Origin of the sequence: Pseudomonas sp. A-1 (assembly GCF_004801855.1) — a bacterium.
In the GTDB taxonomy this organism is placed as follows: Bacteria; Pseudomonadota; Gammaproteobacteria; order Pseudomonadales; family Pseudomonadaceae; genus Geopseudomonas.
Genome location: NZ_SSTC01000021.1, coordinates 1 through 12,793, shown reverse-complemented (window position 1 = coordinate 12,793; position 12,793 = coordinate 1). Strand labels below are relative to the sequence as shown.

Annotated in this window: 12 protein-coding genes; 5 read left to right on the top strand and 7 right to left on the bottom strand. The window is 66.6% G+C overall.

The window, feature by feature from the left end; all coding sequences use genetic code 11:
• Positions 1-46: 46 nt before the first annotated feature.
• On the bottom strand, positions 47-448 hold the full coding sequence (locus E5198_RS06535; RefSeq protein ID WP_136489196.1) for a hypothetical protein: 402 nt from the start codon (positions 446-448) through the stop codon (positions 47-49).
• A gap of 139 nt (positions 449-587) precedes the next feature.
• Here E5198_RS06535 and E5198_RS06530 point away from each other — a divergent pair, with 139 nt between their 5' ends.
• A complete protein-coding gene (locus tag E5198_RS06530) occupies positions 588-1,439 on the top strand; it encodes a CAP domain-containing protein (RefSeq protein WP_136489195.1) in 852 nt (283 codons plus the stop codon).
• Between the two features lie 86 nt (positions 1,440-1,525).
• Positions 1,526-1,867, top strand: coding sequence for a hypothetical protein (locus tag E5198_RS06525; RefSeq protein WP_136489194.1), 342 nt, complete (start codon positions 1,526-1,528; stop codon positions 1,865-1,867).
• Between the two features lie 611 nt (positions 1,868-2,478).
• On the opposite strand, the gene E5198_RS06520 is transcribed toward E5198_RS06525, so the two are convergent.
• Positions 2,479-2,937, bottom strand: a complete 459-nt coding sequence (locus E5198_RS06520; RefSeq protein ID WP_136489193.1) for an EVE domain-containing protein — start codon at positions 2,935-2,937, stop codon at positions 2,479-2,481.
• A 327-nt stretch (positions 2,938-3,264) separates the two neighbouring features.
• On the opposite strand from E5198_RS06520, the gene E5198_RS06515 reads away from it, so the two are divergent.
• Positions 3,265-3,666 (top strand): endonuclease domain-containing protein, encoded by a 402-nt coding sequence (locus tag E5198_RS06515; protein WP_136489192.1) that lies wholly within the window; start codon positions 3,265-3,267, stop codon positions 3,664-3,666.
• Positions 3,667-4,256: 590 nt separating this feature from the next.
• Here the strand turns inward: E5198_RS06515 and eco are convergent.
• On the bottom strand, positions 4,257-4,733 hold the full coding sequence (eco, locus tag E5198_RS06510; RefSeq protein WP_136489191.1) for a serine protease inhibitor ecotin: 477 nt from the start codon (positions 4,731-4,733) through the stop codon (positions 4,257-4,259).
• A gap of 189 nt (positions 4,734-4,922) precedes the next feature.
• On the opposite strand from eco, the gene E5198_RS06505 reads away from it, so the two are divergent.
• Together E5198_RS06505 and E5198_RS06500 are read left to right on the top strand one after the other, a co-directional pair.
• Positions 4,923-5,171: a zinc ribbon domain-containing protein gene (locus tag E5198_RS06505; RefSeq protein WP_136489190.1), complete on the top strand. Its 249-nt coding sequence runs from the start codon at positions 4,923-4,925 to the stop codon at positions 5,169-5,171.
• Between the two features lie 159 nt (positions 5,172-5,330).
• Entirely contained in the window at positions 5,331-6,074 is a 744-nt protein-coding gene (locus E5198_RS06500) for a class I SAM-dependent methyltransferase (protein ID WP_178084049.1), read from the top strand.
• 214 nt (positions 6,075-6,288) lie between these two features.
• Here the strand turns inward: E5198_RS06500 and E5198_RS06495 are convergent, their stop codons facing one another.
• From E5198_RS06495 to E5198_RS06480, 4 genes are all read right to left on the bottom strand, one after another.
• A complete protein-coding gene (locus tag E5198_RS06495; protein WP_136489188.1) occupies positions 6,289-6,744 on the bottom strand; it encodes a hypothetical protein in 456 nt (151 codons plus the stop codon).
• Positions 6,745-7,455: 711 nt separating this feature from the next.
• Entirely contained in the window at positions 7,456-8,706 is a 1,251-nt protein-coding gene (locus E5198_RS06490) for a ribonucleotide-diphosphate reductase subunit beta (RefSeq protein ID WP_136489187.1), read from the bottom strand.
• A gap of 85 nt (positions 8,707-8,791) precedes the next feature.
• Positions 8,792-11,671 carry a ribonucleoside-diphosphate reductase subunit alpha gene (locus E5198_RS06485; protein ID WP_136489186.1) on the bottom strand — a complete coding sequence of 960 codons (2,880 nt, stop codon included), beginning with the start codon at positions 11,669-11,671 and terminating at the stop codon, positions 8,792-8,794.
• Positions 11,672-12,298: 627 nt separating this feature from the next.
• On the bottom strand, positions 12,299-12,793 hold a 495-nt coding region (locus tag E5198_RS06480), incomplete at its 5' end, for a 4'-phosphopantetheinyl transferase (protein WP_136489185.1).

Here is a 12,793-nt window from a genome sequence, read left to right as displayed (position 1 = left end):
CCGGGACGCGTTTGGATCGCTGGCGTGATGGCCGGGGCGGCGGCGGTCAGGCGTCACCCAGCAGGTCGAAGGAGTCGAGCAGGCGGAAGGCGATTTCCGGGCGCGCCTCCAGGGCGCGGCGGATCGCCGCCGGAATGGCGCGGCGGGTCCTGCGGCACAGCCCCGCCTGCTCGGCGAGGCGGATGGTGATGCCGCGCATGCTGCGCACCTCGTTGTGGCCGGGCGCGACGGTCAGGCGGATGCCCAGCTGCTCGTACATGCGCCGCTGCAGGCGCTCCAGCTCGGCCAGCTCCCGGATGTTCTCCAGCCGCTCCAGCAGGCGCCTTTCCTCGTGGCGGGTCAGCAGCAGGATGCGCAGGTCGCCGTGCGGATCGTCCAGCAGCTCGCGGTGCCTGCAGATGCAGACACCGGGCGGGCAGGGCTGGCGGAGTGGCGGCGGAGTGCTCATGAGTCCGATCATAGCCGCGCCGCCGGCAGGCGCACAGCTGCCGCGCCCTGCGCGCCCCGGCCAGCCGCCTTCCCGGGCGGGCGTGCGCAACGGGGCCGCAATCGCGCATCATGGCGGCAGTCCGACCAAGGAGGTTTCCATGCCCATTGCTTCGTCCGTGCTGCGGCTTGCCGCGGTGCCGCTGGGAGTGCTGTTCGCCGCCGCTGCCGGGGCGAGCGAAGAGTCGCAGTTGCTCGAGTCGATCAACGCCTACCGCGGCCAGGTGCAGCGCTGTGCCAACCAGGTGTCCGAGGAGCTGCCGCCGCTGGTGGCCGATCCGCGCCTGATCCTGCCGGCCGGCGCCGTGGGCGACCTGCAGCAGGCGCTGACCCGCACCGACTACCAGATGGTGACCGCCCAGGCCATCAGCCTGTCCGGGCCGCGCGACGCCCAGGCGGTCATGACGGCGCTGCAGGCCAGCTACTGTCAGGTGCTGCTGGACCCGCAGTTCGTCGATATCGGCGTCAGCCGCGCGGGCCGCGACTGGCGCATCGTGCTGGCGCGGCCGCTGCTGGCCGGGCGCATGGGCGACTGGCAGGCGGAAGGGCAGAAGCTGCTCGACGGCATCAACGCCGCCCGCGCCCAGGCCCGCCAGTGCGGCGGCCAGACCTTCGCCGCGGCGGCGCCGCTGGCCTGGAACGCCACCCTGGGCAGCGTGGCGGAAACCCACAGCCGGGCCATGGCCAACGGCAACTTCTTCGCCCACCGCGACCGCGACGGCCGCACCCCGAGCGACCGTGCCGAGCTGGCCGGCTACGGCGGCGGGCTGATCGGCGAGAACATCGCCGCCGCGCAGGACAGCGCGCGCAAGGTGGTCGACGGCTGGCTGGCCAGCCCCGGCCACTGCGCCACCCTGATGAACCCGCAGTACCGCGAGCTGGGCGCGGCCTACGCGATCGACCCGAAGAGCGATGCGGGAATCTACTGGACCGCGCTGTTCGGCGCGCCCTGAGCGACGCGCCGTCGAGCGGACGGGAGAATGCCGTCCGCTTGGCTATGCTCAAGGGCGGACTTCCACACCACAGGGGAGGAACCGCGATGAGCAGTTTCGAGATCGAGAGCTGGTGCAAGCCCAGTCCCGCCGAGAAATCCGTGCCCATGGGGCTGATCCACTTCTACATCGGCGGCGACCAGCGCGTGAAGCTCGAGCAGGCCGAAGAGCGCCTGCAGCGCAGCGGTGCAGCCGAGGAGCTGCTGGACGTCGACCTCGCCACCCTGGAGCTGGTCACCCCACCGGAATGCGGGCCGCTGTCCGACTGCCAGCTGCGCGTCTACCTGCGCAAGGAGGACCAGCGCGGCCAGTTCCACCTGGTCGGCCATCGCGCCAGCGACGGCAGCCTGATCTATACCAACGCGGTGCTGATCGACGCGCTGATGTAGCGAGCCGGCCACGGACGCGGCTGGGGAGGGTGGGGGCGCGGGTGTTACCGCACCGGTGCCGGCGTAACGCCGCCTGGGTCGGCGGGTAACCGATTGGCCGTCACCGGCAGCCCCGCGGGTGCGCCTGAAATGGATAAGTCATTGATTTTAAAGGGATTTCAAAAGTTGGCACGGCACCTGCTTTATCTCTGGCACAACAAAAACAACAACGCTGAACCAACACAACAAAAACAAGACGTAACGACTCCATAACAACAAGAACAACAGGGTGGAGGCGCAGCAAACAGATTCTTTTGGAGAGGAGTTGCCCGTCAGGGATCTCCCCCCGACCAGACCGAGAACGATAAAACTGCCCCGAGGCAGCGGCCAGCACCGGTAGGACCCGCAAGGGTAGCGGCAACATCAGCGTCCAAAGGAATACGTTTGTTCTTGCGGTCCCGACTTGGGACTACCACCGGCCTCCGGCCGGGCGGGTTGCCAAAAACAACAACAAGCCCGTCAGCACAACAAGAACAAAGCATGACCGATTCGAAGGGGGAGCCCATGGGCTCCCCCTTGTGCTGTCTGCCTTCCTGATCCTGCCGCGTCCCTGTCAGGCGGGGCCGTCCCGCCTACTGCCACTCGCCCAGAATGATCCGCCACTCCTCCTCGCCGACCGGCATCACCGACAGCCGGCTGCCGCGCTGCACCAGCGGCAGGTTCTCCAGGCCGGGCAGGGCCTTGAGGCGGTCGAGGGAGATCAGCCGCGCCAGCTTGCGCCCGAACACCATGTCCACCGCATCCCAGCGCGGCTTGTCCGGCGTGCTTTTGGCGTCGAAGTAGGGCGACTGCGGATCGAACTGGGTCGGGTCGACGTAGGCCGTGCGCGCCACCCGCACCACGCCGGCGATGCCGATGTCCTTGCAGCTCGCGTGGTAGACGAACACCTCGTCGCCCTCGGCCATGGCCCGGAGGAAGTTGCGCGCCTGGTAGTTGCGCACCCCGTCCCAGCGGATCGGCGTCTGCGGCGCGCGGGCGAAGTCGTCGATGCCGCATTCGGAGGGTTCGGTTTTCACCAGCCATCTGGCCATGAGCGCGTTCCTGTGCAGAGTGGGGCGGGCAATCATAATGCAGCCCGGCGCGTCAGGCTGGACAAGCGCGCCCGCGGCCCCTACAAAGACGGCCTTGCGCGGGCCGGCTGCCGGCCGGGCGCCTTGATTCGATCGAGAGACAGGTGGACTTGTGAGAAAGAAGAAACCCGTGGACCCCGTTCGCCAGGCGAACAAGAACCGTGGCTACCGGATCGGCTGGCTGATCGCCCTGGCCGGCATCGTCTGCGGCTTCGCGCTGGTGGCGCTGAGGCAGGGCTGACAAGGCGCCGAGCGCCCCACGGCAGGCACGCAAGGAGGCGTCCCATCATGCTGCCCTATGATCGTCGTCTGAAACCGCTTTCGCGCCAGCTGCGCAACGACATGACCGACGCCGAGCGGTGCCTGTGGGCCTGCCTGCGCCGCAAGCAGCTGGGCGGCCTGCAGTTCTACCGGCAGAAACCGCTGGCTGGCTACATCGTCGATTTCTACTGTGCCGCGGCGCAACTGGTCATCGAGCTGGACGGTTCCCAGCACCATGCGCCGGAGGCCATCGAATACGACCGCCAGCGCACCCGAACGCTGGAGGCGCTGGGGCTGCGGGTGATCCGCTTCGACAACCGGCAGGTGCTGCGGGAGCTGGCGGGGGTGCTGGAGGTGATTCGGGAGGTGCTGGGAATCCCCCCCGGCCCCCCTTTTGCAAAGGGGGGAGTGGGACGGTGCGAGGTCTGATGGTCGGGGGCGTCACCCGCAGCGGCGGAATCCCCCCGGCCCCCCCTTTTGCAAAGGGGGGAGTGGGGCGGTGCGAGGTCTGATGGTCGGGGGCGTCACCCGCAGCGGCGGAATCCCCCTCGGCCCCCCCCCCTTTTGCAAAGGGGGGAGTGGGGCGGTGCCAGGTCTGATGGTCGGGGGCGTCACCCGCAGCGGTGGAATCCCCCCCGGCCCCCCTTTTGCAAAGGGGGGAGTGGGATGGTGCGAGGTCTGATGGTCGGGGGCGTCACCCGCAGCGGTGGAATTCCCCCCGGCCCCCCCTTTTGCAAAGGGGGGAGTGGGGCGGTGCCAGGTCTGATGGTCGGGGGGGCGTCACCCGCAGCGGCGGAATCCCCCCCGGCCCCTCTTTTACAAAGGGGGGAGTGGGGCGGTGCGACTCCTGATGTTCAGGCACAGAACGCCATTCTCCAGCACACCGCCGAGCCATCCCTGTATTGGCAGAGAGGGAGTCGGTCGGTGGAGCTACAGGTGTTCAGGCACAGAACGCCATTCTCCAGCACACCACCGAGCCATCCCCCCCTTTGCAAAAGGGGGGTTAGGGGGGATTCCCTCTACTGCTGCAACGCAGGCCTGCTGTCCTTCCCGGCCGACCAGATGCGGTAGCGCACCTCCACGTCGGCGGGGGCGTAGATCACCAGCGGCAGCCTGCTGTTGTAGCGCACCAGCATCGGCTCGCCGCCGACCGGCACGAAGGCCTGCTTGCGGCTGTCGTCCGGGCAGGCCATCAGGGTGCCGAACGCCGGGCCGACCTTCTCCAGCTCGTAGTAGCCGTAGCCCCAGTCCTCCACGGTCTTCTCCTGCCACTGGCCGCCCAGGCGGCGCTGGTTGCAGTCCACATCCATGGTCTTGCCGGCGATCAGCTCCACCCTGTGGTCGGCCTCGTCCGGCTGGGCCGGCAGGTCGATCACGTGGCGCTGGTAACCCGCGGCGGCGGCCGGGAACGGCTTGAGCGCCTCGGGCGTAGCGGCGCAGGCCGCCAGCGGCAGGCCGATGGCGAGGGCGAACAGGGCAGGGGGGCGAACGATCATGGGCAAGTTCCTTGCGCTGGGGCGTTGCGGGTGAGCCGCATCACGGTAACAGACTGACCGGCCCGGTGTGCCGGGGTTCCATGGCGCAACCTGCGAACTGCGCCATGCCGCGCTGCCGCGTGGCCTCTTTCCGTGGCGATAGGAACGGGTAGAGTATCGCCACCCGCAACCACCGCGAGAGGATTCCCCATGCCGACCTACGACTACCGCTGCGAAGCCAACGGCCAGGTGTACGAAGTCCAGCACCCGATGGCCCTGAGCCCGAAGACCTGGGGCGAACTGCGCGCCGCCTGCAGCCTGGCGGAAGATGCCTCGATCCCCGACGACGCCCCGGTGACCAAGCTGCTCGGCGCCTCCGGCGTGGTCAGCAGCCGCGCCCTGAAGAACCCCGAGCCCCCGGCCTGCGCCCGCGGCGGCTGCGCCGGCAACTGCGTCTGAACGGATAGCCGTCTCTCGTAGGGTGGAGGACTCGCGCAGCGATCCTCCACCGGGCGGCGCCGACCGAGCGCCCCGCCGCCGGGCGTGCTTTTCATGCCCCCATCCCCGGCTTGGGCTATGATGCGCGCCCCCACGCTCCGCCTGGAACAGCAGACCATCATGGCCGGCAATACCCTCTACAACGACCTGTCCGGTTATTACGACCTGATGTGCGCCGATATCGACTACCCGGCGCAGAGCCACTGCGTGCACCGGCTGCAGCAGCTGTTCGGCAATGGCGGGCGCCGGCATCTCGACCTGGCCTGCGGCACCGGACCGCATGTCCGCCACTTCATCGACGCCGGCTACGCCAGCAGCGGCCTCGACATCAACCAGCCGATGCTCGATCGTGCCGCCCTGCGCTGCCCGGAGGCGCAGTTCTCCCGCCAGGACATGTGCGCCTTCACCGCGGACGAGCCGCAGGACCTGATCACCTGCTTCCTCTACTCGATCCACTACAGCGGCGGCCTCGACCGCCTGCAGGCCTGCATCGCCACCGCGCACCGCGCGCTGGCCAGCGACGGGCTGTTCTGCTTCAACGCGGTCGACAAGCGGCGGATCGACAACGCCTCCTGCGTGAGCCACAGCGCCCAGCATGAGGACGGCCTGTTCAGCTTCAGCTCCGGCTGGAACTACCCCGGCGCGGGCGAGCGCCAGTCGTTGCGGCTGCGCATCGAACGCCGCGTGGCGGACGAGACCCAGGTGTGGCACGACGAACACCCGATGGTCGCGGTGAACTTCGACGAGTTGCAGGCGCTGCTGGAGCCGTACTTCGAGGTGCATGTGTTCGAGCACGATTACCAGAAGCTGATTCCTTGGGACGGCAGTTCCGGGAATGCGCTGTTTGCCTGTGTGAAGCACTGAGGCTTTCCAAGCCAGGTAGGGGCGCTTTTCGCCGCCGCAGCGCCCGGCGTAGGGTGGATGGCCACCCCGTGGAAAACTCGCGCAGCGATTTTCCACCAAGCGAGGTGCAGGCTACTTCGCTGGAGCATGCGGCGCTGCGGGTGAACGCGGAGTGTCGAGGGCTGCATTCCCACGCGGAGCGTGGTAACGATCGGAGTCCTGCAAGCGCATGGCTTCAGACGAAGTGTTTGGGCGCGTTGATGATGCGCTGGTACTTGCGCAGCTCCCGTCGGCCGTTGCGGATATCCAGCAGGAATATCTCCGCGGTGCGCCAGATCATCATCCACGCGGTGACGGTGACTACCCCCACGGGGATAGTGCCCTCGACGCCCAGCGCCGTGGCCGCCAGCACCAGGGTGATCGCCAGCCCTGCCAGCACCACCCCGCCCAGCCGCTGGGCTCTGATATTGCCTTTGAGCTGTTCGCTCTTTTCCGTAAAGGTATTGCCGATGGCCTGCTGCAGGCGCTCGCGCTCGTCTTGCGGGCAGCTGATTTGCAGCTCCAGTTCGGAGTGATACCAGGCGCTGTCCGACAGGTAGTCCGCCAGTTCGGGGCACAGTCTGGGGTTGTCTGGCGAGGCAAAGGGATTCAGGTAGTCGTGCTGGATCGTCAGGTCGATCTTCTGGCTCATGGCGTACCTTCGCAGGTTTAGGTCGTGGCTGGCGGGCTTGTGTTGATGGTAGACGCGCCGCCAGGTAACGGCCTGAATCGCCTCGGAGGGGGGATTTGCTGAGTGCCGCTGCCGATCCACGAAGGCGGCGGGGTGCTCAGCCAAGAGGTTGAGGTTTTCGTGCCGCTGCTGTTTTCCGCATTGATTGCGGCAGTGGTTCCGCCCTGCTGGGCGGGGCTGCGGTTGTGCGTAGGGTTTCTGGTGGACGCGGAGCGTCGAGGGCGGCGTTCCCACGCGGGAGCGTGGGAACGATCAAGCGATCAATTCTATCGCTTTATAGTCAGCTCACTCCGGGCCTCAAATTCCACACTTGAGTCCCTTAGTTTCACAGTCGCACTTGCCTCCATTGAGCTATGAAACTCTTGTATCGGTGGAGCATCCACTTTCTCAGGGTTATTACTCCACCAGACAGAAAGTGGCACAACAAATATCAGAGAAACCAGACCAACGAGTACAGCTACAATAACTGCAATCTTACTGTCCAAAAACAGAAGCTCCATTATTGATCCAATTACAACAAGCCCCCAATAGACATACCTATCCCCTGTGCTCACTGCCGAAGCTGAGCACACAAGTATTCAGAAGGAGGGGGTCAGGAGCTAGCTGCTCCAGGCAAATGGGCCGTTCTAACGGGGTCAGAGAGGAGCCCGCAGGCTCCTCTCTGTTGGTGCATCAATCCCAGGCCAACGCCCCACCCGTCTGATACTCGGTCACGCGAGTCTCGAAGAAGTTCTTCTCCTTCTTCAGGTCCATGATCTCGCTCATCCACGGGAACGGGTTGGTGGTGCCCGGGTACTGTTCCGGCAGGCCGATCTGGGTCAGGCGGCGGTTGGCGATGAACTTGAGGTAGTCCTCCATCATCGCCGCGTTCATGCCCAGCACGCCGCGGGGCATGGTGTCGCGGGCGTATTCGATCTCCAGCTGGGTGCCCTGCAGGATCATCTGGGTCGCTTCGTCCTTCATCTCGGCGTCCCACAGGTGCGGGTTCTCGATCTTGATCTGGTTGATCATGTCGATGCCGAAGTTCAGGTGCATGGACTCGTCGCGCAGGATGTACTGGAACTGCTCGGCAGTGCCGGTCATCTTGTTGCGGCGGCCCATGGAGAGGATCTGGGTGAAGCCGCAGTAGAAGAAGATGCCTTCCAGCACGCAGTAGTAGGCGATCAGGTTCTTGAGGAACTGCTTGTCGGTCTCGACGGTGCCGGTGTTGAACTGCGGGTCGGAGATCGAGCGGGTGTACTTGAGGCCCCAGGACGCCTTCTTCGCGACGCTCGGGATCTCGTGGTACATGTTGAAGATCTCGCCCTCGTCCATGCCCAGCGACTCGATGCAGTACTGGTAGGCGTGGGTGTGGATCGCTTCCTCGAAGGCCTGGCGCAGGATGTACTGGCGGCACTCGGGGTTGGTGATCAGGCGGTACACGGCCAGGGCCAGGTTGTTGGCGACCAGCGAGTCGGCGGTGGAGAAGAAACCGAGGTTGCGCATGACGATGCGGCGCTCGTCCTCGGTGAGGCCGTCCTGGCTCTTCCACAGGGCGATGTCCGCGTTCATGTTGACCTCTTGCGGCATCCAGTGGTTGGCGCAGCCGTCGAGGTACTTCTGCCAGGCCCAGTCGTACTTGAACGGCACCAGCTGGTTGAGGTCGGCGCGGCAGTTGATCATGCGCTTCTCGTCGACGCGCACGCGGGCGGCGGCGCCTTCGAGGTCTTCCAGGCCTTCGCGGATGTCCAGCTCGTTGAGCGCGGCCTTGGCGCGGGCCACGGCGGCGGAGTCGTCGGCGGTGACGGCGCGGGCGTCGTGGGCGAAGGCGTCGCCGGCGCTGTCCAGCTTGTCGAGGGTCATCGGCGCAGCGCTCTCGCTGGCGGCAGCGGCCGGCTTGGCGGCTACGGTTTCCTCGGTATCGAATTCATCCCAGCTCAGCATGGTGCTTGCTCCTGATTGGGGGACCGGGGCAGGCCGGTCGAAGGTGTTCGGTAGCCCCTCTCCCGGCGGGAGAGGGGCGTGCGGCTTACTGGCAGGCTTCGCAATCCGGGTTGTCGATGCTGCACGCCTGCGGCACCGGCGCCGGCTTCGGCTCGGTCTGCGAAATCGACGGATTGCCTGCGGCCGAGGTATCTCCAGCAGACACGGCGTTGAGCTTGCCGGTGGTGATGGTCGACTTCTCGGTGCTGGTGGCGGCCAGCGCGCGGAGGTAGTAGGTGGTCTTCAGACCGCGGAACCAGGCCATGCGGTAGGTCACGTCGAGCTTCTTGCCCGAGGCGCCGGCGATGTACAGGTTCAGCGACTGGGCCTGGTCGATCCACTTCTGGCGGCGGCTGGCGGCCTCGACGATCCACTTGGTCTCGACTTCGAAGGCGGTGGCGTACATCGCCTTGAGGTCGGCCGGGATGCGCTCGATCTGCTGCACGGAGCCGTCGTAGTACTTGAGGTCGTTGACCATCACCGGGTCCCACAGGCCGCGGGCCTTGAGGTCGTGGACCAGGTAGGGGTTGATCACGGTGAACTCGCCGGACAGGTTCGACTTCACGTAGAGGTTCTGGTAGGTCGGCTCGATCGACTGCGACACGCCAACGATGTTGGAGATGGTCGCGGTCGGCGCGATGGCCATGATGTTGGAGTTGCGCATGCCCTTCTGCACGCGGGCGCGGATCGGCGCCCAGTCCAGGGTGCTGGAACGGTCGACCTCGATGTACTTGGCGCCACGCTGCTCGGCGAGGATGTCCAGCGAGTCGATCGGCAGGATGCCCTGGCTCCACAGCGAGCCGTCGAAGGTCGAGTAGGCGCCGCGCTCGTCGGCCAGGTCACAGGAGGCCTGGATGGCGAAGTAGCTGATGGCTTCCATCGACTGGTCGGCGAAGGCGATGGCGTCTTCGGAACCGTAGGCGATGTGCTGCAGGTACAGGGCGTCCTGGAAGCCCATGATGCCCAGGCCCACCGGACGGTGCTTGAAGTTGGCGTTCTGCGCCTGCGGCACGCTGTAGTAGTTGATGTCGATGACGTTGTCGAGCATGCGCACGGCGGTCTTCACGGTGCGCGCCAGCTTGGCGGTGTCCAGCTTGCCATCGACGATGTGGTTGACCAGGTTGATCGAACCCAGGTTGCACACCGCGATCTCGTCGGCGTTGGTGTTGAGGGTGATCTCGGTGCACAGGTTGGAGCTGTGCACGACACCGACGTGCTGCTGCGGGCTGCGCAGGTTGCACGGGTCCTTGAAGGTCAGCCACGGGTGGCCGGTCTCGAACAGCATCGACAGCATCTTGCGCCACAGGTCCTTGGCCTTGATGGTCTTGTGCAGCTTGAGCTTGCCGTACTGGGTCAGGGCCTCGTAGTACTCGTAGCGCTCCTCGAAGGCCTTGCCGGTCAGGTCGTGCAGGTCCGGCACGTCGGACGGGGAGAACAGGGTCCAGTCGCCGTCCTCGAACACGCGCTTCATGAACAGGTCGGGAATCCAGTTCGCGGTGTTCATGTCGTGGGTGCGGCGACGGTCGTCACCGGTGTTCTTGCGCAGCTCGAGGAATTCCTCGATGTCCAGGTGCCAGGTTTCCAGGTAGGCGCACACGGCGCCCTTGCGCTTGCCGCCCTGGTTGACCGCCACGGCGGTGTCGTTGACCACCTTCAGGAAGGGTACGACGCCCTGGCTCTTGCCGTTGGTGCCCTTGATGTAGGAGCCCAGTGCTCGCACCGGGGTCCAGTCGTTGCCCAGGCCGCCGGCGAATTTCGACAGCATGGCGTTGTCGTGGATGGCGTTGTAGATGCCCGACAGGTCGTCCGGAACGGTGGTCAGGTAGCAGCTGGACAGCTGCGGACGCAGGGTGCCGGCGTTGAACAGGGTCGGGGTCGAGGCCATGTAGTCGAACGACGACAGCAGGTTGTAGAACTCGATGGCGCGCGCCTCGCGGTCCTGCTCCTCGATGGCCAGGCCCATGGCGACGCGCATGAAGAACACCTGCGGCAGCTCGAAGCGGATGTCGTTCTTGTGCAGGAAGTAGCGGTCGTAGAGGGTCTGCAGGCCGAGGTAGGTGAACTGCTGGTCGCGCTCGTGATCCAGCGCGGCGCCCAGGCGGGCCAGGTCGAATTCGCGCAGTTTCGGATCGAGCAGCTCGAACTCGATGCCCTTGTCGACGTAGACGGCCAGCGCTTTGGCGTAGAAGTCGGCCATCTCGTGGTGGGTGGCGCGCTCGGCGATGCCGAGGAAGCCGAGGGCTTCGGCGCGCAGGGTGTCCATCAGCAGGCGGGCGGTGACGAAGGAGTAGTTCGGCTCGCGCTCGACCAGGGTGCGCGCGGTCATCACCAGGGCGGTGTTGACGTCCTTCTCGGACACGCCGTCGTAGAGGTTCTTCAGGGTTTCGCGCTGGATCAGCGCGCCATCGACCTCGGCCAGGCCTTCGCAGGCCTCGGCGATGATGGTCTGCAGGCGGCCCAGATCCAGCGGGGTCTTCTCGCCGTTGGCCAGGGTGACGCGGATGCTCGGGTGCGGCTGGGCCACTTCGCTGGTCGCGGCGGCGCGCTTGCGCTCCTGGGCGCGGGCTTCGCGGTAGATCACGTAGTCGCGGGCGACCTTGTGCTCGCCGGCGCGCATCAGGGCCAGTTCGACCTGGTCCTGGATCTCCTCGATGTGGATGGTGCCGCCGGACGGCATGCGGCGCTTGAAGGTGGCGCTGACCTGCTCGGTCAGGCGCGCCACGGTGTCGTGGATGCGCGACGAGGTGGCAGCGGAGCTGCCCTCCACCGCGAGGAAGGCCTTGGTGATGGCAACGGTGATCTTGTCGTCGGTGTAGGGCACGACGGTGCCGTTGCGCTTGATCACGCGCAGCTGGCCGGGAGCGGTGGCGGCCAGATCCTGGCCGGCGTCGGCCTGGGCGTTCTCGCGAGTGGTGTCGGTGTGCATCGGGGACTCCGCAGTTTGGGTTTCGGACCGGACGCTCGCGCGGTGCGCCTTGGCGGGTCGACCTGCCGCAACACCACGGTGGGCAGGCGGGCAGGCGGCACGGGGCGAGCGTCAGTTAATGACTCTGTTCCGGCTGCGACAGAGCGGTGCGCCGGTCTGTCTGCAGGCTGTTGCAACTACTACATCTTGTGTTTCGTCTTCGCCTGCCGGCGCCCCTCGGGGCGTCGATCCGGCGCGCGGCAGTGAGGCTAGCAGAGCGGCCGTCCGGGCGGCTGCGGCCTTGTCTCACTGCGGCTGTGACGAGGGTCAAAGAGCTGGCGCCTGGTGGTGCCTGAAAAAGCCGAAGGACACTAGATGTAGTGTCCTTCGTGTGCCTTTGGCACAGCATAGTGCGCTCGTTACGAGGGTGCAAACCGCGGCTGTGGATAGTGCTGTGGATAAGCTGTGGGGCTGCTGTGCGCTTCTCCAGGCCCTGCGGTGCAGGCCGCGGCAGTGCTGTCTCTGCGCCGTTCGTCGCCTGCCGTGGACCGTCCTGCAGGCCGGCTCGGGTGGCGAAGGGCGCGCAAATTAACACAATATCTAGTATGTGGGCAGGCTTGGAAAAATGCCCCGATTGTGCGATGCGCCTCAGTCGGCGGCGACTGCCACCAGGCTCAGCAGGCGCTCTTCGCGGACGGCGAACTGGCCATCCAGGCAGCGTCCCTGGCGCCATTCGCCGTCCAGGTCCTCGCGCAGCTGCAGGCGCACCCGGCCGTCGCCGGCCTGCTCGACCAGCGCGGCGGCGTGAAACCAGAAGCGCCGGCCGACCAGCGGGTAGAGGGCCTTGAACAGGCTTTCCTTGAGCGAGAAGCACAGGGTCAGGTGCAGGCCGCGCTCGGCCTCGGGCAGGCGGCGGAAGTGCGCCAGTTCGTCGGCGGTGAGGATCTCGCCGGCCAGGCGCTCGGCGCGGTCGCTGCCCAGCAGGCGCTCGGCGTCCAGGCCGAGGCCGCGCCAGGCGCTCCGGGCGCCGACCAGGGCGGCGGCCCAGCCGTGGCTGTGGGTGATGCTGCCGGTGACGCCGACCGGCCAGCAGGGCGCGTTGTCGGCGCCGCGGGCGGGGTAGCTGGGCTGGCCGCTGAGGGC